General features: G+C 63.3%; 16 protein-coding genes and 2 pseudogenes. 14 read left to right on the forward strand and 4 right to left on the reverse strand.

Annotated elements, in window-relative coordinates; all coding sequences use genetic code 11:
* Positions 1-31: 31 nt before the first annotated feature.
* The 4 genes from pyk to XI04_RS28095 all read left to right on the forward strand — a co-directional run bounded on the left by pyk (position 32) and on the right by XI04_RS28095 (position 4,280).
* Entirely contained in the window at positions 32-1,444 is a 1,413-nt protein-coding gene (gene pyk / locus XI04_RS28080) for a pyruvate kinase (RefSeq protein ID WP_271595687.1), read from the forward strand.
* A 103-nt stretch (positions 1,445-1,547) separates the two neighbouring features.
* The gene (otnC, locus tag XI04_RS28085; RefSeq protein WP_271595686.1) at positions 1,548-2,243 is read left to right on the forward strand and encodes a 3-oxo-tetronate 4-phosphate decarboxylase; all 696 of its coding nucleotides are present in this window, start codon (positions 1,548-1,550) and stop codon (positions 2,241-2,243) included.
* Between the two features lie 82 nt (positions 2,244-2,325).
* On the forward strand, positions 2,326-2,829 hold the full coding sequence (locus XI04_RS28090; protein ID WP_271595685.1) for a hypothetical protein: 504 nt from the start codon (positions 2,326-2,328) through the stop codon (positions 2,827-2,829).
* Between the two features lie 506 nt (positions 2,830-3,335).
* Positions 3,336-4,280 (forward strand): LysR family transcriptional regulator, encoded by a 945-nt coding sequence (locus XI04_RS28095; RefSeq protein ID WP_271595684.1) that lies wholly within the window; start codon positions 3,336-3,338, stop codon positions 4,278-4,280.
* 11 nt (positions 4,281-4,291) lie between these two features.
* Here the strand turns inward: XI04_RS28095 and XI04_RS28100 are convergent, their stop codons facing one another.
* The 4 genes from XI04_RS28100 to XI04_RS28115 all read right to left on the reverse strand — a co-directional run bounded on the left by XI04_RS28100 (position 4,292) and on the right by XI04_RS28115 (position 8,306).
* Positions 4,292-5,008, reverse strand: coding sequence for a dihydrofolate reductase family protein (locus XI04_RS28100; RefSeq protein ID WP_271595683.1), 717 nt, complete (start codon positions 5,006-5,008; stop codon positions 4,292-4,294).
* A complete protein-coding gene (locus XI04_RS28105; RefSeq protein WP_271595682.1) occupies positions 5,005-5,859 on the reverse strand; it encodes an SDR family NAD(P)-dependent oxidoreductase in 855 nt (284 codons plus the stop codon). The genes XI04_RS28100 and XI04_RS28105 overlap by 4 nt, the downstream gene beginning before the upstream one ends.
* Before the next feature lie 39 nt (positions 5,860-5,898).
* Positions 5,899-7,119 carry an MFS transporter gene (locus XI04_RS28110; protein WP_271595681.1) on the reverse strand — a complete coding sequence of 407 codons (1,221 nt, stop codon included), beginning with the start codon at positions 7,117-7,119 and terminating at the stop codon, positions 5,899-5,901.
* Positions 7,120-7,418: 299 nt separating this feature from the next.
* Positions 7,419-8,306, reverse strand: a complete 888-nt coding sequence (locus tag XI04_RS28115; protein ID WP_271595680.1) for an NAD-dependent epimerase/dehydratase family protein — start codon at positions 8,304-8,306, stop codon at positions 7,419-7,421.
* A gap of 823 nt (positions 8,307-9,129) precedes the next feature.
* On the opposite strand from XI04_RS28115, the pseudogene XI04_RS28120 reads away from it, so the two are divergent.
* The 10 genes and pseudogenes from XI04_RS28120 to XI04_RS28165 all read left to right on the forward strand — a co-directional run.
* Positions 9,130-9,491: pseudogene (locus XI04_RS28120) on the forward strand (transposase); the annotation flags it as partial.
* Between the two features lie 1,091 nt (positions 9,492-10,582).
* On the forward strand, positions 10,583-11,785 hold the full coding sequence (locus XI04_RS28125) for a cytochrome P450 (protein ID WP_271595679.1): 1,203 nt from the start codon (positions 10,583-10,585) through the stop codon (positions 11,783-11,785).
* An 81-nt stretch (positions 11,786-11,866) separates the two neighbouring features.
* Positions 11,867-13,147, forward strand: a complete 1,281-nt coding sequence (locus XI04_RS28130) for a cytochrome P450 (protein ID WP_271595984.1) — start codon at positions 11,867-11,869, stop codon at positions 13,145-13,147.
* A 10-nt stretch (positions 13,148-13,157) separates the two neighbouring features.
* The gene (locus tag XI04_RS28135; RefSeq protein ID WP_271595678.1) at positions 13,158-13,448 is read left to right on the forward strand and encodes a ferredoxin; all 291 of its coding nucleotides are present in this window, start codon (positions 13,158-13,160) and stop codon (positions 13,446-13,448) included.
* A gap of 4 nt (positions 13,449-13,452) precedes the next feature.
* Entirely contained in the window at positions 13,453-14,298 is an 846-nt protein-coding gene (locus XI04_RS28140) for an SDR family oxidoreductase (RefSeq protein ID WP_271595983.1), read from the forward strand.
* Positions 14,298-15,641: a cytochrome P450 gene (locus tag XI04_RS28145; RefSeq protein ID WP_271595677.1), complete on the forward strand. Its 1,344-nt coding sequence runs from the start codon at positions 14,298-14,300 to the stop codon at positions 15,639-15,641. The genes XI04_RS28140 and XI04_RS28145 overlap by 1 nt, the downstream gene beginning before the upstream one ends.
* A gap of 154 nt (positions 15,642-15,795) precedes the next feature.
* Positions 15,796-16,794 (forward strand): polyprenyl synthetase family protein, encoded by a 999-nt coding sequence (locus XI04_RS28150; protein ID WP_271595982.1) that lies wholly within the window; start codon positions 15,796-15,798, stop codon positions 16,792-16,794.
* 192 nt (positions 16,795-16,986) lie between these two features.
* Positions 16,987-18,534: a hypothetical protein gene (locus tag XI04_RS28155; RefSeq protein WP_271595676.1), complete on the forward strand. Its 1,548-nt coding sequence runs from the start codon at positions 16,987-16,989 to the stop codon at positions 18,532-18,534.
* Positions 18,531-19,418, forward strand: a complete 888-nt coding sequence (locus XI04_RS28160) for a terpene synthase family protein (RefSeq protein WP_271595675.1) — start codon at positions 18,531-18,533, stop codon at positions 19,416-19,418. Before XI04_RS28155 ends, XI04_RS28160 begins: the two co-directional genes overlap by 4 nt.
* 442 nt (positions 19,419-19,860) lie before the next feature.
* Positions 19,861-20,094, forward strand: a pseudogene (locus tag XI04_RS28165) (4-hydroxybenzoyl-CoA thioesterase); the annotation flags it as partial.
* Positions 20,095-21,070 lie beyond the last annotated feature (976 nt).

Raw genomic sequence — 21,070 nt, forward strand, 5'->3', positions numbered from 1 at the left:
GGCTTGCTTTTTCGATGGAAAGGCTAATTAGGTGCGACGAAGCCGCCGAGCGAAGATCGTAGCAACAGTTGGACCCGCCTGCTGCGAACCAGAGATGCTTCGGACATTGTTCGAGGCAGGCGTTGATACCTTTCGCCTTAACTTTAGTCACGGGGCGAGGGAGGATCACGCCAGGGTCCACGCAGCAATACGCGCGCTCGAGGCTGAAATGGGCCGACCGATTGGCATCTTGCTGGATCTCCAGGGACCGAAAATCCGGATCGGGACATTGCGCGACGGGAGCTTGACCGTAGCACCGGGCGAAACCGTTCGCTTTGTCCAAGAAGGCGCCGGGGATCGGGATGCTATCCCGCTGCCGCACCCGGAGGTTTTCGTGGCAGCGGCTCCTGGCCACGATCTGCTGATCGACGATGGTCGCCTGTGCGTTCGCGTTAAGACGCTGCTCCGCGACAGTCTCGATGCTGAGGTAATCGTTGGCGGCAAAATCTCCAACCACAAGGGCGTCAATCTACCTGGGACGATCTTGAATCTGTCTCCGCTTACCCCAAAAGACCGATCAGACTTAGAATTTGGCCTTCGACTCGGCGTCGATTGGGTCGCGCTGTCCTTTGTGCAGCGACCGGGAGACCTCATTGAAGCGAGGGGCCTGATTGGCGATCGGGCAGGGCTCGTTGCGAAGTTTGAGAAGCCGGCTGCTCTTGATCGGATCGATGACATCATTAGCTTGTCCGACGCGGTCATGGTGGCGCGGGGCGATCTCGGCGTGGAAATACCCCACGAAGACGTTCCCGGGCGGCAGAAGGAACTGGTGCGAGCCTGTCGACTGGCGGTCAAGCCTGTGATCGTAGCCACCCAAATGCTGGATTCCATGGTGTCTTCGCCGACGCCGACACGCGCGGAAGCGTCCGATGTCGCCACGGCCATTTACGATGGGGCCGACGCCGTGATGTTATCGGCGGAGTCTGCCGTCGGCCGATATCCGCGCGAGGCGGTGGAGATGATGGATCGCATCGTCCGCAGCACCGAACGTCACAAGATGTATCGATCGATCGTTGATGCCTTGCGCCCCGACGAGGAGCAAACGCCGCCCCACGCGGTGGCCACAGCTGCGGCGGGCTTGGCGTCGGCGATCCATGCGGCGGCTATCGTCGTGTACACGTCCGGAGGCACGACCGCCGCACGCATCGCTCGCCGCCGTCCAGATGTGCCAGTGCTTGCCGTTACTCCGAGCTCGGACACCGCCCGTCGTCTGTGTCTTCTCTGGGGGACGCACAGCGTGTTCTCGTCCGACGTGAGCGACTATGAGGAGATGGTGTCGCGCGCTGTTTCTACCGCGGTCGGAGAACGTTTCGCAGATAGCTTGGACCACGTGGTGATCGTTGCCGGAATTCCGTTCGCGCAGGCCGGGACCACGAATAATATCCGCGTCATCGCGGTACCTTGAACTGTTGAGGCTATCGGTCTGTGGGCCGGCCAAACCCGGCGAGGTTTCGATTCATTCGAATGTCAGAAGTAGCCACCTGAAGTCGACGAATGGCGGTGCGACAGTGAGCGACAGCAAGTTGAGGGATGAACTCTGCCGCTTCGGCCGCTCGCTGTTCGAGCGCGGTTTCACGCCGGGATCGTCTGGCAATATTAGTGTTATGCTCGATGACGGCGGTTGGCTCGTGACGTCCACTAACGCATCGGTCGGATTCCTCGATCCCAATCGCGTCACCCATCCGGACGCGCAGGGAAGCGTCTTATCTGGCGATGCGCCGACGAAGGAAGTCCCGTTACACGCCGCGCTGTACCAAACGCGAGGTACGGCCCGGGCCGTAGTACATATTCATTCGGTTCATTCGGTCGCGGTATCGATGTTGCCCGAGGTCGATCGGCGAGCCGTCCTGCCGCCGATGACCCCCTATTACCTCATGAGATGTGGTCGGACCGCTCTGGTGCCGTACTATAGGCCGGGCGATCCTGCCGTTGCGAATGCGATCAAAGGTCTTGGGGGAAAATATTCCTCCGTCTTGCTCGCCAACCATGGCCCTGTGGTTGCGGGCGATACGTTAGAAGCTGCCTTCTTCGCTACCGAAGAATTGGAAGAGACCGCGAGGCTCTACTTGCTGTTACGTGGACTCAACCCCCGCTACCTATCGCCGGAGCAGGAACAGGATCTGGCGAAGACCTTCAAGCTCTCATTTCCGATTATTTGCCAGAGGGCGTGTATTCAGAACCTACAAAGAACCGAAGGGAAGTAGTTGGCTCGTTGCATCCACGTTGGAGCGGCTTCTCGGGCCGACAGCGCCGAATCGTTTTCACCGCTTGCGGAAGGAGCGCGCTATGTCTTGGAAGTCGAGTTGGTGCATCGTGGCCAACAAGGGCCGCACGGTTCAACCGGAGTTTCAACGTCTTGTCGTAAAAGGCATCGGCGCTTCTGCCTTCGAGGCCGATAGGGGCCGATTTCCCAAGCTGTGCCAGCCTGACCTCGTACTCGATGTGATCCGGAAAGTTGCAAACGCTGTTCAGTGTCTAAGGCCGCGTCGGGTGCACCGCACCCGTATCGCCGAACCAGAAGAAAATCTGGGCGATCCGAAAAGCGGAGCGCCGTTGCAGACCTCAGTGGAATCTGTGCACACCCATGGTGCCGCCATCAACGCGCTCACAGCGACCATCATTAATGCACAGGCGGGGTTAAACTGGCTGAGCGCTCAACCGCCAGATCTGGAGGAAGTCCGGCGAGTGCTCGATGCCATCGCTAACGACGGTAAGCGAGCGGGCGAGATCGTCCTTCAACTTCGTGCGCGCACGCATAGGACCCTAGCCGATGATGCTCTTGATCCTTGAGCTGATCCCCCTGATGTCGCCAAGCAACGTCGCCTTTTGATCCTGCTCAGACCTCCGGCAAGATACGCTTCCGTTCGCTGCTAAGCAAAAAGCAGACGGCATCGGCACCCCGTCTTGGTTTCGAGTACACGCCCCCGGATTGTGCAGCTTCTCCGCGCGCGCGGCGCCGGCGACGTGAGTCCCTGCCGCGCGGACAGGACGCATTTTTTCTTTAGTTCGCCACGATCAGAAACTCTTCACGACTTCTCGTTCGGGATTGACAGCGAATCCCCATCTATATCAAGCGACCGGCAGATGATGGAACGACGCTCGGCCAGTTGTAAGAGAAGCGTTCCGCTGAAGATGCAGCATTGAGATGTGAGGGTGGCTCTTTTCACGGTGGCCCAGGCGATAGCGACGCAGACGATCTCTTGGCGGAAGCGTTCGACTGATCACATAGTCGCGGCCAGGTTCGTATCTTACGGTCGCCTGCCTCCGTAAGATAAAATGACGTCGATTAGCACATTATGGACATTGAACAGAGCGACGTTCATAGTTTGTGCATGGCGCGTCCTACACTCACACGCTCCGACCTTGGGGATTTGAACCTGTTCAGAACGATCGCGCGAGCGGGCGGCTTCCGACGCGCCGCCCTCGAGCTCGATGTCTCAGCATCTGCACTCAGCCATGCGTTGCGCGGACTTGAGACGAGGCTCGGGGTTCGTCTGGCCAATCGCACAAATCGGAGCGTCACGTTAACCGAAGCCGGCGAGAAGCTCCTTGCGAGCCTTGAGAGCGGGTTCGAGGCAATCGAGAGCGGGATCGAGAATCTAAACGTTCACAGGGATACGCCGTCGGGTCGCCTGCGGATCAATGTGCTCACCGACGCGGCTCGGCTTGCCTTGGGCCCAAACCTCGCAGGATTCATGGCGAGTTATCCTAAGGTAAAACTTGAAGTCGTCGTCCAGGACGAGTTCGTCGATATTGTCAGCGGCAGTTTCGATGCGGGGATTCGTTTCGGCGGGTCTGTTCCCGAGGACATGATTGCCGTACCAATTGGAGCCGATCTTCGCTGGATCATGATCGCCTCCCCGGAATATCTCGCGCGAGGCCCTCGACTGAAGCATCCGTCCGACCTGTCTTCTCACCGATGCATTGGCCTGCGGACGGGTACGGGAGCGATTTATCACTGGGAGCTTGAGAAAGGCCCTGAACGTGCACAGATTTCCCTCGATTGGGCGATCGTCGTCAACGAGACCGCGCTCGCGATCGAAATCGCAGGGACCGGTGGCGGCATAGCTTATTGCGTCGAACCGCGCGTCCATGATCAGCTCAAATCCGGGGCGCTGAAGGAGGTGCTGCCGAAGTGGAGCTCGTTCGGACCAGCCTTTCATGTTTACTACAGTAGCCGGAGGCAGGTGCCGAGCGCGCTACGCGCCCTGATCTCCTTCTTGAAGAACGAAGTCCAGTGACTCCACGTGAGTCACCCTCCCTTGTTTTTCGACGCGTAGTCCACCTTGTAACGGAGATGCATGACGCCGGCCTGTCGCACCTCGGACGAGATCATGGATAGTCGAAGTCGGTCAGCGAGTCCGTCCGGCCGCGCCCCGAATATCGTCCGACTGCTGGTCCGTCCGCAGATCGCCGGGAAAAGGAGCAAGCTGATCTCGTCGACGAGGCCTGCTTCGAGGAATTCTGCATTGGTGTGCGCGCCACCCTCGAGGATCAGCCGCTTGATCCCGAACTTCGTGTTCAGTGTCTCGAGCGCATGGACGAGATCGATCTTATCGCTCGCTGCGGTAACATAGGATATGCCATCGGAAGACAGTTCGGCCAGATGGGCGTCTGGAACGTCTCGTCCCAGCAGCACAATTGTGGCCGCGCCATAGGTCTTCGGTCCACTCCAGTGCAGCTTGCCGTGTGGGTCAATTAGCACCGCATATTCGTCGGCGCCACTGCGCGCCACGTGAACAGGCCGCTCCACGGAGGGTATCGGTATCGGCGAATGTGGTTTGCCGTCGGCGAATTCAGCACCGACGGCCCGACCGGAAATCCAGGCGTCTGCGCCGAACTGTTCGTGCACGCGGTCATACTCAGCGATCAGCGCGTCGTAGGGTTGTCCGGTGGACGGGGTCCACTGCTCGACAAGAAGTTGACCGTCAAGCGGGCCCATCATGTGGCAGACTACATAAGGCTTCATTCGCGCGTCTCCTTTGCTACAAAATCGTCGAAGCGTTTCTTCCAGTCGGGATGCCAGCGCGATAGGGCGGGGCGGTTCTCGGTCATGTCTGTGGCGCCCCATAGAATACGCGCGGCGTCGAGCTCCGGTGTCACGGCGCCGTCGGGACAGATGACATAGAAATCACCCGCCTCGACCCGAGGCACCATGAAGTCGATCACCTGCTCGGCTGTCCACGTGCCTGGCGGCTGCTTTCCGTCCGGGGCATGAGTCATGCCGGTGTAAGTCCATCCGGGAACCAGCAGATGCGCCGTCACGGCAGCACCCTTTTGGCGCAGACCGTGAGCCAGCTGCTCGGTCAAAGTCTTCACGCCCGATTTGGCGACGTTATAGGCGGGAAAGCCCGGCGGATTGGTGATGCCCTGCTTGGAGCCGGTGTTAATGATCGCGCCGCGCGCAGGCTGGAGCAACATCGCTCCAGTGAATGCGTGGACGCCATTCACGACGCCCCAGAAGTTGACCTCAATGATCTGGCGCCAATCGCTCAGCCCGGTCCAATTGTCGTCCTCTCGGCCGCCGATCGCCGCATTGTTCATCAACACAGCGACGTTGCCGAAGGCACTGACGGCGAGGTCGCGCAAGCGCTCTAGATCTTCGAATCGGGTGACATCGCCGGCGAGGTGCCGGACGTCGGCTTGCAGGCCGCTCGCGACCCCAGCCAGCGCATGTTCGTTCTTATCGAACAGCACCAGGCGCATGCCAAGCGCGGCGAAGTGCTCCGCCGCTGCACGGCCGATTCCGCTGGCCGCGCCAGTGATGACAGCGACATTGCCTTTACCAAACAATGTCGGTCTTCCAACTCTGTCGTCCATGTCAACGGTTCCTTGCTTTGGGTATGAGGAAAGCCGACCCTAGGCGGCCCGGCTCCCGGCCGCTTCGCTGCTTTTCGCGCCCGCGCAAAGCCATGGAAGCAGTGTGGATAAGACCATCACCATCAATCCTGCGGCTGCGAGCGCCGACCCGACAAAACCAGTCGATGGCCAGCCGTAGCCGGCGCTGATAGCCATTCCGCCCATCCAGGCGCCGATGGCGTTGGAGAGGTTGAAGGCAGAGTGATTCACGGTCGCCGCCAGCGATTGTGCATGCCCTGCCACCGCCATCAGGCGCGCTTGCAATGCGGGCACCAGGGCGAATCCGATGCCGATCATGAAGAGCGCCAGACCAGCCGCTACGGGGCCCGCATTGACCGCCAACGCGAAGCCGGCAAGGAAGACCACGTTCCATAGGATGATGCCAAGGATTGATGGAATCAGCGCACGATCAGCAAGCCATCCTCCGGCGACGTTGCCGGCGATCATGCCTAGTCCCCAGAGCGCCAGGAAAGCCGGAACGTGCGCCGCGGCGACACCGGCGACCTCGGTTAGCGTCGGAGTGATGTAGCTGTAGACTGCGAACATTCCACCGAAGCCGATTGTGGCGACCCCAAGCGTCAGCCAGATCTGTGCGCTGGCGAAAGCCGAGAGTTCGCGCCGCGGACTGGCCTGCTTGTCCGCTGCGACAACTGGGATGAATACGCGTAGCAGTCCAACTAGTGATAGGCCCCCGAGAGCTACCAAGGCGAAGGCCGAACGCCAGCCGAAAATCTGGCCCAGCCACGTTGCGATGGGTACGCCGAGGACGTTGGCGGCAGCGAGGCCGAGCATGACGCGGCTGATCGCCTGGGCTCGGTTAGACGGAGGGACCATGGCCGCCGCCACGATCGAGGCCGTGCCATAGTAGGCGCCATGGGGAAGACCGGCGATGAATCTCGCGGCTGCGAGGCTGAAGAACCCTGGCGCCAGCGAGGACGCCGCGTTGCCGAGCAGGACGATTGAGCCAAGCACCAAGAGCAGCGTCCGCCGCTCCATTTGAGCCGTGAGCACAGCAAGCAAGGGAGAGCCGACGACCACGCCCAACGCATAGGCGCTGATGAGATTGCCCGCGTGAGGTATTGAAACGCCGACGGATTCGGCCATGCCGGGCAACAACCCCATGGCGGCGAATTCCCCGGTACCAATGAACAAGCCGCCCAGCGCGAGCACGACTTGTGCAGCAGCCAGCCCGCGAGGCGAAGTGATTACTTTATGGCTCATTGCAGTCGCAACTCTCTTCTCTCTGCGATGGCAGTCAGACTGCCGATGATGGCTAAGACATCCCCGCTCTGGGGAACTAGCCGAGATATCCGAACGGAGATCTCGCCGCTCACTTTGGTCACGCCGTCAATTCGGCCATCCCGCCTCACGCGAACCGTGAAGTGGACGATGTTTCCTCTAATCTCAGGCGCCTGCCGCCCAGCTCAAGCACGCTAAGGCGTAGTTGGAGTGCCGCTCCACGAAGCATACTGGTTTGATGCAGGGCTCGATGTGAGCGGCTTCGGCCGCATCTCTCGTGGTCACTCCTTGTTCGTCCAGCGATACTCCGGCTTGTAACCTAAGATGCGCTTCGCTTTCTCGTTCGACAGCACCACCTCGTTGCCCCGAAATCTCCTCCGGCGCTCGATATTTGGGAAGTACCTGTCGAGTAGTTCTTCCGTCGGGGTCCGCATCACCGTCTCGTCATTCGTGATGAAGAACGCGTCCTTCCCGCGGACATCGTATTCAATGGATTGGGCGATCGCCTGCGCAACGTCCCGATTGTCGACGTAGGTCCAGAAATTCCAGAGGCGCTGGGTTGGATCGTCCTGCCAACGTTCAAACCCCGGGTACTCTTCAGGTTCCATCACGTTGCTCAGGCGCAGGCATGTGATGCGCAGTTCCGGATCGTTCAGGCAGAACTGCCGCGCCATCTCCTCCCCCAGCACCTTGGTCAGTGAATAGATGTTGTAGCCTCGCATCGGGTAGTCTTCGTCAACAGGAACGTATGGCGCGTCGGTTTTGTCGTAAGGCACGCCGGTCCCGACTTCGCTGGCCGTCCACACGATGTCTTTGATACCTTGTTGTCGGCAAGCCTCGAACACGTTGAAGGTGGCCATCATGTTCAGCCGGAATTCATCGCCGTCCGGGATCATGCGGGGGTGAGGCATGCTTGCAAGATGAACGACCACGTCGAAGGCCCGGCGTTCAGGGCGTGCGTAAACGTCCTTGCCGACAGACGACAGTGCGTCAAGTGCCTGACCGAAGTCCGTAAGGTCAGCCACCATCACCGGCTCATCAGGACTCTGTGGTCCGTCGCGATCGATAACGAACACGTCGTAGCCCCGCTCGCGTAGATACGGGACCAAAGTCTTGCCAATCTTGCCGTGGCCGCCGGTGACGGCGACTCGCTTGTTGCTCTTTGCCACTCTCCGGGTCTCCGAATTGATCGCCGATCGCCGCGATCGGCGGTCTTATAACGAGCGTCTGCCGGAAAGGCTGCGCTACGAAATTCAATGATGCGTGCAACTGGGCTCAACATCCTCGCGCGGAGGGAGGGGCGCTCTGGACGGATTTGCCCCATGCAGAGGCGGCGACTGACCGCGCCCGGACCAGGCGGGCAAGGCTTGGCCGATAAGCTAATAACGTTCCGTCGCGTGAGGTTGACGTGATCACGCAGCCGGAGCGCACGCCGTCATCGTCTTTTGAGGTGGCATTCAGGGCAGTGCAGCGCCGCGGCTCGACCGCAGTGAGGCAGATACGTGGTGAATGTCGTGAGCGATCGACCGAATAGCGGCGGATCACAAGTACGGCCGACTCGACTTGGCGGGCGTATTGCTCGAGTGCGGTCGCGGAGGTTTTGATTCGTCGTAGCCATCCGGCCGAGATCCGGTTTCGCGCCGGTCTTTGCGGGACGCGAGAATCCACGATCTCGTTGATGTCAACTCTGTTTCGGACGCACGAAGTGGCTTCTTCGATCGGTGGATCTGACCGAAGGCCGGCTTAGAAGCCTCAATCGCGTATGGCGCAACAGAGGCGTCACAACGTTCATCCCCTGCCGCCTGCGCCGTCATTCCTCGAGAAACAAGAAAGTTACTCCTTTGCTGTCGAGCCCCTGCGGGGTGCGCCGTCGATCGCCTCCGGCCTGTCGATCACCATCGAGGCCGCAAAGTGCGGGCTCGGAAAACAGAGACCAAGGAGGACTACCATGGCGACCATCGGCACCTTCAAGACGACCGGCAACAACGAGTCCGGGCGCTCTATCCGCCAAAGGAATGGACGGACGACCCCGCTCGCCTGAAAGCGGCGCATGTTCCCGAGCGATATGGGCTTTGCGACGAAGCCGAAGATCGCGCGTCGAATGGTCGCTCGCGCCGTCGCCGCAAAGGCGCCGTTCTCGTTCGCGGCGGCGGACAGCGTGTATGGCTCAGGTGAGATCGAAACCTGCTGCGCAAGGCGGGAAAAGGCTATGTTCTGGGGGTTCTTACAATCACGTGTTCCGTTCCCGGGGCAAGCAGCAGCCTGTCGCCGGCACCACCTCCGCGATCGCGCAGAGCCTTCCCAAGAAGGCCTGGCACCGCTCGGCGTCCGGCGAAGGGACCAAAGGTCCGCGCTGGCCAGTGGTCCGGCGATTCGCCGTTAGGGTCGGGTTGTTGACACCAACCTGATTCGAGGAACTACCGATGACCGACGAGATGATGAACCTCGGACGCTCGTGGAGAAGACCCTGATGCGGATCTGCGGCGGGAGATGATCGGCTTGCCGCCCAGTTACTGATGGAGCTGGAAGTGCAAGGCCAGACCGGAGCGGCCTACGGCCAGAAGGATCCCGAGGGCCGGCGCAGCGCAACCGTTACCGCTAGGAGAGGTGGGCTTTGTTTTCCGTAGTAGCTAGCGCCGACATCGGAGTGGCTTCCGACGAACCACACCTGCTGCAGCCAATCCGCATGCTTGAAATTCGCGCAAGGGCTGCCCCGCATCTCAGCGCGAGAGCAGGCCTTTGTCGGGCACTTGCTGGGCCGGTTGTCGACATTAAGACTCAATGCCAGAAACCTGACACTACGCGCCGCTACGAAGTGTCTGCTGAGCCTGCGAATTCACTTCGGCACGCGATTTGCTCTGTTCACGGCATCGTCGCCAATCGCACTGCGATGGTCTTCGGGGACCGACCGCCGCGTTCGCGTCTGGTCCCCTCCGACGGTTTGCTGTGGCAGTGACTTGGCGCTCGGTTGTTGACTGAGAAAATGCAGGCAAGTGTTGGATGCGGTCTAGAATGCTTCTTTTGGGAGCCGCAACAATTGCGCCCGTCGCGAGCGGCGCAACCAAAACGGCGAACCTTGAGCCAGGAGTGAAACTGCCACCGGCGGTGCGGGATTGGTCCGGGGGCTATATAGGCGGACAGGTTACGGTCGAACCTCCTTCACCAATCCCTGCGGTCAGTCGATTCATGGCGATGCCGACAGGTTCGATGTCACCCGGCACAACCCGCACCTGTCGATTGGCCACGGGCCGCGTTTCTGCTTGGGCGCTGCGCTGGCCCGCCTGCAATTGATGCGCCTTCCCCGCACTGTTCGTGCGACTGCAGGATCTAGCGCTGATCATCGCCGCGGAGGACGTCGTCTACATGCCGTTTTACGTCATTCGCTGCCCGCAGCGCCCGCCGGTCACCTTCCGCCCTTCCATCGCTCAGAGAGTGAAGTGCCACCATGTCCGAGCAACCCTTGCCGACGCTGCCGATGTGGCGCGTCGATCACATCGAGCCCTCGCCCGAGATGTTGGTGCTATGCGCTAAGGGTCCGATCCACCGCGTGCGCTTCCCGTCCGGGCACGAAGGCTGGTGGGTGACAGGCTACGACGAGGCCAAGGCGGTGCTGTGTGACGCGGCGTTCCGGCCCGCGGGAATGCCGCCGGCGGGATTCACCCCAGATTCGGTGATTCTCGGTTCGCCGGGCTGGCTGGTCTCGCACGAGGGGGACGAACATGCCCGGTTACACGCGATCGTGGCGCCGTCCTTCAGCAGCCACAGGGTGAAGCTGCTCGCCCAGCAGGTCGAGGCTATCGCCGCGCGGTTGTTCGAGACGTTGGCGGCCCAGCCCCAGCCCGCCGACCTGCGGCACCACCTCTCATTTCCCCTTCCGGCCATGGTCATCAGCGCGCTGATGGGCGTGCTCTACGAGGACCACGCCTTTTTCGCCGGGCTGTCCGACGAGGTGATGACGCACCAGCATGAAAGCGGCCCGCGCAGCGCTTCGCGCCTGGCTTGGGAAAAACTACGCGCCTACATTCGCGGTAAGATGCAGGACAAGCGCCAGGATCCGGGCGACAATCTGCTGACGGATCTGCTCGCGGCGGTTGACCAGGGCAAGGCGACCGAGGAAGAGGCGATCGGCCTGGCGGCGGGGATGCTGGTGGCGGGCCACGAGAGCACCGTCGCGCAGATCGAATTCGGCCTGCTGGCCATGTTCCGCCATCCGCTACAGCGCGAACGCCTGGTCCGCGATCCATCCCTGGTCGACAAGGCGGTGGAGGAGATCCTGCGTATGTACCCGCCGGGCGCGGGCTGGGACGGCATCATGCGCTATCCGAGGACCGACGTGACCATCGCGGGCGTGCATATTCCCCCGGAAAGCAAGGTGCTGGTCGGCCTGCCGGCGACATCGTTCGATACGCGCCATTTCGTCGACCCGGAAATCTTCGACATCGGACGCGAGGGAGAGCCGCACCTGGCGTTCTCTTCCGGGTCGCACTCCTGCATCGGCGCGGCGCTGGCCAGGCTGGAACTCAAGGTGGTGTTCGGTTCGATCTTCCAGCGCTTTCCCGAGCTGCGCTTAGCCGTAGCGCCCGAAGAACTGAAGTTGCGCAAGGAGATCATCACTGGTGGGTTCGAGGAGTTCCCGGTGCTCTGGTGATACGCCGCGGATCGCGATCTTCTCCGCAACTGCCGGCGCGCCTCGCGCGCGCCGGTCAGATCAGCCAGCCAACAGGTAACCATCAACGTGCAAGAAACCACGGCGGCATGCCGGGACGCCTTCGCCGAACTGGCGTCGCCAACCTGCATCCACGACCCATATCCGTTCATGCGGTGGTTGCGCGAGCACGATCCGGTGCATCGCGCGGCGTCGGGCCTCTTTCTGTTGAGCCGCCACGCCGATATCTCCTGGGCGTTCAAGGCCACGGGCGATGCGTTTCGGGGACCGGCGCCTGGCGAACTGGCGCGCTATTTCCCGCGTGCGGCGAGAAGCCTGTCGCTCAATCTGCTGGCGTCCACGCTTGCGATGAAGGACCCACCGACGCATACGCGTCTGCGCCGGCTGATCTCGCGCGATTTCACCATGCGCCAGATCGACAACCTGCGGCCGAGCATTGCGCGCATCGTCGCTGCGCGACTGGAGGGCATGGCGCCCGCGCTGGAGCGCGGGGAGGCGGTGGACCTGCATCGGGAATTCGCGCTGACCTTGCCCATGTTGGTCTTCGCCGAACTGTTTGGCATGCCCCAGGACGACATTTTCGGGCTCGCCGCCGGCATCGGCGGCATTCTGGAAGGCCTGAGCCCGCACGCCAGCGATCCCCAACTCGCCGCGGCGGACGCGGCCAGTGCCAGAGTGCAGGCCTACTTCAGCTGCCTCATACAGCGCAAGCGCACCGATCCCCGCCACGACATCGTGTCGATGCTGGTCGGCGCACATGATGATGATGCCGACACGCTGTCGGATGCCGAGTTGATTAGCATGTTGTGGGGCATGCTGCTGGGCGGCTTCGCCACCACTGCTGCGACCATCGACCATGCGGTCCTGGCGATGCTGGCGTATTCCGAACAGCGGCACTGGCTGCAGGCAGACGCCGCGGGGGTGAAGGCATTCGTCGAAGAAGTCCTGCGATGCGACGCGCCCGCGATGTTCAGCTCCATTCCGCGTATCGCCCAGCGCGACATCGAACTGGGCGGCGTGGTGATCCCGAAGAACGCGGACGTGCGCGTGCTGATCGCGTCCGGCAATCGCGACCCGGACGCCTTCGCCGATCCCGATCGCTTCGATCCCGCGCGGTTCTACGGCACCAGTCCAGGCATGTCGACCGACGGGAAGATCATGCTGAGCTTCGGCCACGGCATTCACTTCTGCCTCGGTGCGCAACTGGCCCGGGTGCAGTTGGCCGAGAGCCTGCCGCGGATCCAGGCCCGCTTCCCCACGCTGGCATTGGCCGAGCAGCCGACCCGGGAGCCCTCGGCGTTCCTTCGGACGTTCCGTGCGCTGCCGGTGCGGCTGCATGCGTAGGGGAGCTGAGATGCGCGTCACGGTCGACCAGGATCTGTGCGGAACCAGCGGGCAGTGCGTGCTGACGCTGCCGGGCACCTTTCGCCAGCGCGAACCGGACGGCGTGGCCGAAGTGTGCGTGGCGACCGTCCCGCAGGCGCTGCACGCCGCCGTGCGGCTCGCGGCCAGCCAGTGCCCGGTCGCCGCCATTCGGGTCATCGAAAGCGACGCTGGCCATGGCGAGCGCGCCAGCGCCGACCCTGCGCCTTCTCCAGCGGAGGCCGAGCGACATACCGCGAAAGACCAGCACAATCTAGGATGACATGATGGGACGGTTTGAAGGCAAAGTGGCCGTGGTGACCGGCGCCGGCGCCGGCATCGGCAAGGCATGCGCCCTCGCCATCGCGCGCGAGGGCGGCAAAGTGGTGGTGGCCGACATTGATGGCTCGGCGGCTATCGCCTGCACCGCGCAGATCGCGGCCGAAGCGGGCCACGCGCGCGCCCTGGCGATCGACATCGCCGATGCGCAGGCGGTGGCAGCGCTGTTCGGGACGGCGGAGCGGCACTTCGGTGGGGTCGACCTGCTGGTGAACAACGCGAGCGCGATGCATCTGACCCCGCGTGACCGCGCGATCCTTGAGCTGGACCTAGCGGTCTGGGATCAGACCATGGCGACCAATCTGCGTGGCACGCTGCTCTGCTGCCGGCAGGCCATCCCCCGGATGATCGCCCGCGGCGGTGGCGCGATCGTCAACATGTCGTCGTGCCAGGGGCTCAGCGGTGACACCGCGCTGACATCCTACGCCGCGTCGAAGGCGGCGATGAACATGCTGTCGGCCTCACTCGCCACCCAGTACGGTCATGCGCAGATCCGCTGCAATGCGGTTGCGCCGGGTCTCATCATGACCGAGCGACTCCTCGCCAAGCTGGACGCGTGCATGCAACGGCATCTGCGGCGCCACCAGCTCCTGCCGCGCGTCGGCCGCCCCGAGGACGTGGCCGCGCTGGTGGCGTTCCTGCTCTCCGACGATGCTGCGTTCATCACCGGCCAGGTCGTGTGCATCGATGGCGGCATGCTGGCGCATGTGCCGACATACGCCGACGGTGGCAACAGCCGCGCGGCGCGGCCTGCCGGCGAGACCGCCGAAGCAGACGCGGCGCCGCGCTGCTGATGGACATGCTGCTCAACCCGCTGAACCGTCGGCATCGGCTGCGGCACGACATCCCGGTCGTGCCCGGCGCTTTCCCGCTGGTCGGGCATCTTCCCGCCATCGCCAGAGACCTGCCGCGCCTGCTGCGGCGCGCGGAACGGACGCTGGGTAGCCAGTTCTGGCTGGATTTTGGCCCTATCGGCCACCTGATGACCTGCATGGATCCGGATGCTCTCGCACTGCTCCGGCATAAGGACGTGTCCTCGGCGCTGATCGAAGACATCGCGCCCGAATTGTTTGGCGGAACGTTGGTCGCCCAGGATGGCATCGCGCACCGGCAGGCGCGCGATGCGATCCAGGCGGCGCTTCTGCCCAAGGGGCTGACACAGGCCGGCATCGGCGCGCTGTTCGCGCCTGTCATCCGGGCGCGCGTGCAGAGGTGGCGCGACCAGGGCGACGTCACCATCCTGCGCGAAACCGGCGATCTGATGCTCAAGCTTATCTTCAGTCTCATGGGAATCCCCGCGCAGGACCTGCCGGGATGGCATCGCAAGTACCGGCAACTGCTGCAGTTGATCGTCGCGCCCCCGGTCGACCTGCCCGGACTGCCCTTGCGGCGCGGCCGTGCCGCCCGCGACTGGATCGATGCGCGGTTGCGCGAGTTCGTCCGCGCCGCGCGCGAACATGCCTCGCGCACCGGGTTGATCAACGACATGGTGAGCGCCTTCGATCGCAGCGACGATGCGCTTTCCGATGACGTTCTGGTCGCCAATATCCGGTTGCTGCTGCTTGGTGGTCACGACACCACCGCCTCGACGATGGCCTGGATGGTGATCGAGCTAGCGCGGCAGCCTGGGTTGTGGGACGCCCTGGTCGAGGAGGCGCAACGCGTAGGCGCGGTGCCGACCCGGCACGCGGACCTGGTGCAGTGTCCGGTCGCCGAGGCGCTGTTCCGCGAGACGCTGCGCGTGCATCCGCCGACGCCGCTCCTAGTGCGTCGCGCAGTGCGTGAATTGCGACTCGGCCAACGGCGCATTCCTGCGGGTACCGATCTGTGCATCCCGCTGCTACATTTCTCAACCTCGGCACTGCTGCACGAGGCGCCTGATCGGTTTCGGCTGGCGCGGTGGCTGCAACGCACCGAGCCCATCCGGCCGGTGGACATGCTGCAGTTCGGTACCGGCCCACACGTCTGCATGGGCTACCACCTGGCATGGCTGGAACTGGTGCAGTTCTGTATCGCCTTGGCGCTGACCATGCACGAGGCCGGGGTGCGACCGCGGTTGCTGAGCGGCGTCGAAAAAGGCCGGCGCTATTACCCGACCGCACATCCGTCCATGACTATCCGCATCGGATTCTCATGAGCTGGCATCGCATGCCCCCTGTGGTGAGGCAGCGGTGCCGGCGACGCGCGGCATTGCTGCACTCGGCGCGCGCGCTCGGTGCGAGGCCCGCAACACCGCGGCGGCTCGCCGCTCGCCGTGGGCATCTCCTGGCAGGTACAAGGACATGAACAACATGCAGACCGGTTACACGCCACACGACGACCGAGCTGGCGTTTCCGCCAACGGCGGATTGGGCGCCCAGGCGCGCGGCGCATCCGGCAGGCTGCTGCCCGAGATCTGGATGCAGGACGGCGCAAAGCGGGTCGAACAGGCGTTGGCGCGTCTTCTCTGCGCCGAAGACGACGGTGAGACCGAGCTGATGGCGGCGATGCGCTACGCCACCTTGCATGGCGGCAAGCGCACCCGCGCCTTGCTCTGTTTGGCTGCCGGCGCACTGGCCGACGCGCCGGCGCACATGCTCGACGACGTCGGTGCCGCCATCGAGATGATGCACGCCTGTACGTTGGTCCACGACGATCTGCCCGCGATGGACGACGACGTGCTTCGCCGCGGCCTTCCGACCGTGCACGTCAAGTTCGGCGAAGCCACCGCGATCCTGGTCGGCGATGCGCTGCAGACGCACGCCTTCCTGACCCTGGCGAGCCTGGATGCACCGGGCGACAACCGCATCGCGCTCGTGCGCGAACTGGCGCAGGCGGTGTCCGCCGAGGGTGCCGCGGGCGGGCAGGCCATGGATCTGTCGCTGGTTGGAAAGCACGTCGAGCTGGACAGGATCCTGGTGATGCACCGGATGAAGTGCGGAGCGCTAGTGCGCGCATCCGTTCGCATGGGCGCGCTATGCGCCATCTCGGAGGATGCCGCGCACGCTGCGCTGTACTGTGCGCTCGATCGCTACAGCGCCTGTTTCGGCCTGGCGTTGCAGGTGATCGACGACATTCTCGACGCGACAGCGGATACCGCGACGCTGGGCAAGACCCCCGGCAAGGACGCGGCGGCGCGGAAGCCGACCTGCGCGTCGATCATGGGGCTGCAGGCAGCGCGCCAGTTCGTGCCGGATCTGTTGCGCGACGCCGGGGAGGCCGTCGCCCCGTTGGGGCCGCGTGCGGAGCGGTTGGCGCAGATCCTGCAGCGGGCCAACGCGTATCTGTTCAAGCACGCGCCATGCGCATGAGCGCGCCCGTCCGCATGGAGTCGCCCCTGTGCCGCTGCGATCGGCCGGCGGCAGCGGTGCATGCTGCACTGTGTCCGAGTCCGCGGCGCCGATCGCAGCGGTGCCCAGCACGCCCGCGACGGGCCTGCGGCGACGTGCGCGGCGTCTGCCCGATCTGGTTCCCGTCAACCGTCTGCAGAAGGAACATCCCGCGTGAACGCGCTGGCTGAACAGATCCTTTCCGAATTGCGCCACCTGCTGAGCGAGATGCGCGATGGCGGCAGCGTCGGTCCATCCGTCTACGACACGGCGCGAGCTCTGCAGTTCCACGGCAACGTCACCGGTCGCCAGGACGCATACGCGTGGCTCATCGCGCAGCAACAGGCCGATGGCGGATGGGGAAGCGCGGACTTCCCGCTGTTCCGTCATGCGCCGACGTGGGCGGCGTTGCTGGCATTGCAGCGTGTCGACGCTCTTCCCGGCGCTGCCGACGCTGTCCAGGCTGCAACGCGGTTCCTCCAGCGCCAGCCCGATCCCTATGCGCATGCGGTGCCGGACGACGCGCCGATCGGCGCGGAGCTGATCCTGCCGCGGTTTTGCGATGAGGCCGCATCCCTGCCGGGCGGCGAGGCGTTTCCGCGCCACCAGGCGCTGCTGCCGTTGCGGCAAGCGCGGGTCAAGCTGGGAGCCGTGGCGACGTTGCCGAGCGGCCATCCGTTGCTGCACTCCTGGGAAGCCTGGGGGACGTCGCCGACCACCGCATGGCCTGATGATGACGGCAGCATCGGCATCAGTCCGGCAGCCACCGCCGCGTGGCGTGCGCACGCCGTGACACAGGGGAGCACGCAGCAGGTCGGGCGCGCCGACGCGTATCTGCAGGCGGCATCGCGAGCGACGCGCAGCGGCATCGAAGGTGTCGTTCCCAACGTCTGGCCGATCAATGTGTTCGAGCCATGCTGGTCGCTGTACACATTGCATCTGGCCGGTCTGTTTGCGCATCCCGCGCTCGCCGGAGCGGTGCGCGTGATCGTCGCGCAGCTCGACGCCCGCCTTGGCGTGCGCGGTCTGGGTCCGGCCGTGCACTTCGCGGCAGATGCGGACGACACCGCCGTTGCGTTGTGCGTCCTGCGCCTTGCAGGCCGCGACCGGGCGGTCGATGCGTTGCGCCATTTCGAAATCGGCGAGCTGTTCGTCACCTTCTCCGGCGAGCGCAATGCCTCGGTGTCGACCAACATCCATGCCCTGCATGCGTTGCGACTGTTGGGAAAGCCCGCCGTCGGCACCAGCGCTTACGTCGAGGCCAATCGCAACCCGCACGGTCTCTGGGACAACGAAAAATGGCACGTTTCATGGCTGTATCCCACCGCGCATGCGGTCGCAGCGCTGGCGCAAGGCAAGCCCCGGTGGCGCGACGAGCGCGCGCTGGCGGCGCTGCTGCAGGCGCAGCGCGACGACGGCGGCTGGGGCGCCGGTCGCGCGTCCACATTCGAGGAAACTGCCTATGCGCTGTTCGCGTTGCACGTGATGGACGGGAGTGAAGAGCCGACAGGGCGGCAGTGCATTGCGCAGGCGGTGGCGCGTGCGCTGGAGTGGATGCTCGCCCGCCATGCGGCGCACACATTGCCGCAGACTCCGCTGTGGATCGGCAAGGAACTCTATTGCCCCACCCGGGTCGTGCGCGTGGCCGAACTCGCCGGGTTGTGGCTGGCGCTTGGTTGGGGGCGCCGCGTCCTCGCCGAGGGAACAGGAGCGGCGCCATGATTCAGACCGAACGAGCGCTGCAGCAGGTGCTGGAGTGGGGGCGTTCCCTGACCGGGTTCGCCGATGAGCACGCCGCGGAAGCGGTCAGGGGCGGCCAGTACATCCTGCAGCGCATCCACCCGAGCCTGCACGACATCAGCGCCCGCACCGGCCGCGATCCGCAGGACGAAACGCTGACCGTGGCGTTCTATCGCGAACTGGCGCTGCTGTTCTGGCTCGACGATTGCAACGACCTTGGCCTGATCGCACCGGAGCAGCTCGCCGCGGTGGAGCAAGCACTGGGGCAGGGCGTGCCGTGCGCGTTCCCCGGATTCGAGGGTTGCGCTGTGCTGCGCGCTTCGCTGGCCGCGCTCGCCTACGATCCTCGCGACTATGCTCAGCTTCTCGACGATACCCGGTGCTACTGCGCGGCGCTGCGCGCAGGACACGCGCGGGCGGCAGGGGCGGGACGCTGGTCCTACGCCGAGTACCTGCACAACGGCATCGATTCGATCGCCTACGCGAACGTGTTCTGTTGCCTGTCGTTGCTGTGGGGACTGGACATGGCGACCTTGCGCGCGCGTCCGGCGTTTCGCCAGGTCCTGCGGCTCATCTCCGCGATAGGGCGCCTGCAGAACGATCTGCATGGACGCGACATGGACAGCTCGGCCGGCGAGGCCGACAACGCGGCGATCCTGCTGCTGCAGCGCTATCCGGCTATGCCTGTGGTGGAGTTCCTCAATGACGAGCTGGCCGGGCATACTCGCATGCTGGAGCGGGTGATAGCGAAAGAACGCTTTCCTGCGCCCTGGGCACCGTTGATCGAGACCATGGCGGCCATCCGCGCGCAGTACTACCAGACCTCGACCAGCCGCTACCGCAGCGACGCTGCGGGAGGAGGCTAACGTGCGCTGGCCTGAACGCGCGGGAGGCGGCGGCGTGCGCGCGATGCCGCGGTCCGATCCGACGCAACACCGTCGCCCGATGCGTTGTTCACCGTGTAAAACGCAGTGGTATAGAGTCCTTGGGAAGCGGATAGTTGGTCTAAGGATTGCCGATGAAAGGGGCTGCCATCGCTCATCGCGAAATCCAGAGATGCGGCTTCAGCAGCAGAACTCCGCTTACGTTCTTGTGCGCGCTGTGGTTGGATACCCGCAATACGCGTTCACTATAGATCTTGCATATATTCGTCCGAAGTCGACGTCAGCAGCGTAACGCCTGCCGCATTCAGGCCCCTGACTCAGCTTCCGGTGGCTCGAGCCAAGCTCAAGATTTTGGCGCTTGCTCAGAAAACCCCCGTCTGTGTGAGACAAGGGTCCCTGTACGCGCAATAAGAGGAACCGCGCTGTGACAGTCTCTCTTGACGGCAAAGTTCGAGACGGACGGCACGACATGCAGGTCCGTGTCTACTTTGAAGATACCGACGCCGGCCAGATTGTTTATCACGCAAATTTTTTGCGTTTCGTGGAACGTGGCAGAACGAATTACTTGCGCCTGCTCGGCAACAAACGGAAGGCGCTGCTCAAGGCAACGCGGAACGATGCGCCAGGCTTCGCCTTCGTTGCCCGTTCCTCCGTCGTGCAGCAGCACCATATCCGGCAATCTCGAGCATGGTGATCAGCGAGCGGTTGGTGCGCCCTTTCCGCCAGATCGGCCTCCCAACCGCACATCGACTGACTATCCATTCTAGCCGATCACGTATGGAAGGCGCGACCGTCAGACTTTTATCTCACCGAGACCAGCACCATGATCATCTTTGGACCAATGCTTGTCCTCGTCGGCATCGGCTTTTGCTGCTGGTTGCTGTTCACGCTCGCTGTTTTGATGCTCTATCGTAAGGAAAAATGCCCGTCAGGAACCAGTGCTTTGCGGATGACATGCACGCGGCGGCCAAAAATCCTGAACATAGTGAAAGGGTCAGCGCGCAGTAGGCGAGGTCGAAAGCCGTCTAAGGTAGGTCCAGCGTGTCGAGATCGGCGATGCGATACTCGATATCCTATCCGCCGTGTCTCTCCCGCAACGCTCGATCATGTTTTGCCACAGATCCAGACCCGGAACCGAGCCGCACCCTGCTCGCGCATCCAGCGCGAGGCCCAGCGGAAGGCACATTCCAGATCGACGACACGTTTCCCACCCAGATCGGGCAGCATAGCCCGGATCGCGGGCCATTCAGGGGCGCCGTCCAGCCCATGCACCTGTCAGGGCAACTGGCTGTAGCCAGCGAAGAAATCGGGATCGTCTTAAATATTCTGCGCCATGTCTGCCTGCTACTCGGCTTTTCGCTCAGACAATTCCTGCAGATCCAACCAGAATTGTCGCAGTCTACGAAGCGTCATGATCCTACTCAAATCAGCTGCACAAAAGGCATCTTGAATCGGCGGGCTTCTCGCGCCAAAAAAATGCATCCAGGCGCTTACGCATTTTTGCAATGTTGGCCCCGGTCGGGGGTCAAAAAGCCGCGCCGATCCACAGTACTCTGCCGCCATGTCGTCGGGCAAGGCGTCACCGCACGAACGTCGAACCCGTTCGGACCATTTCTGGTCGTTGGTCTACTCGT

This window comes from Bradyrhizobium sp. CCBAU 11430, from assembly GCF_028128855.1.
Classification (GTDB): domain Bacteria; phylum Pseudomonadota; class Alphaproteobacteria; order Rhizobiales; family Xanthobacteraceae; genus Bradyrhizobium; species Bradyrhizobium ottawaense.

Excerpts from the sequence above, each read along its gene's own strand:
- XI04_RS28090 (WP_271595685.1), top strand. The coding sequence starts at position 2,326 with ATGTCTTGGAAGTCGAGTTGGTGCATCGTGGCCAACAAGGGCCGCACG.
- XI04_RS28095 (WP_271595684.1), top strand. The coding sequence starts at position 3,336 with ATGGACATTGAACAGAGCGACGTTCATAGTTTGTGCATGGCGCGTCCT.
- XI04_RS28100 (WP_271595683.1), bottom strand. The coding sequence starts at position 5,008 with ATGAAGCCTTATGTAGTCTGCCACATGATGGGCCCGCTTGACGGTCAA.
- XI04_RS28105 (WP_271595682.1), bottom strand. The coding sequence starts at position 5,859 with ATGGACGACAGAGTTGGAAGACCGACATTGTTTGGTAAAGGCAATGTC.
- XI04_RS28110 (WP_271595681.1), bottom strand. The coding sequence starts at position 7,119 with ATGAGCCATAAAGTAATCACTTCGCCTCGCGGGCTGGCTGCTGCACAA.
- XI04_RS28125 (WP_271595679.1), top strand. The coding sequence starts at position 10,583 with ATGTCCGAGCAACCCTTGCCGACGCTGCCGATGTGGCGCGTCGATCAC.
- XI04_RS28135 (WP_271595678.1), top strand. The coding sequence starts at position 13,158 with ATGCGCGTCACGGTCGACCAGGATCTGTGCGGAACCAGCGGGCAGTGC.
- XI04_RS28140 (WP_271595983.1), top strand. The coding sequence starts at position 13,453 with ATGGGACGGTTTGAAGGCAAAGTGGCCGTGGTGACCGGCGCCGGCGCC.
- XI04_RS28145 (WP_271595677.1), top strand. The coding sequence starts at position 14,298 with ATGGACATGCTGCTCAACCCGCTGAACCGTCGGCATCGGCTGCGGCAC.
- XI04_RS28150 (WP_271595982.1), top strand. The coding sequence starts at position 15,796 with ATGCAGACCGGTTACACGCCACACGACGACCGAGCTGGCGTTTCCGCC.
- XI04_RS28160 (WP_271595675.1), top strand. The coding sequence starts at position 18,531 with ATGATTCAGACCGAACGAGCGCTGCAGCAGGTGCTGGAGTGGGGGCGT.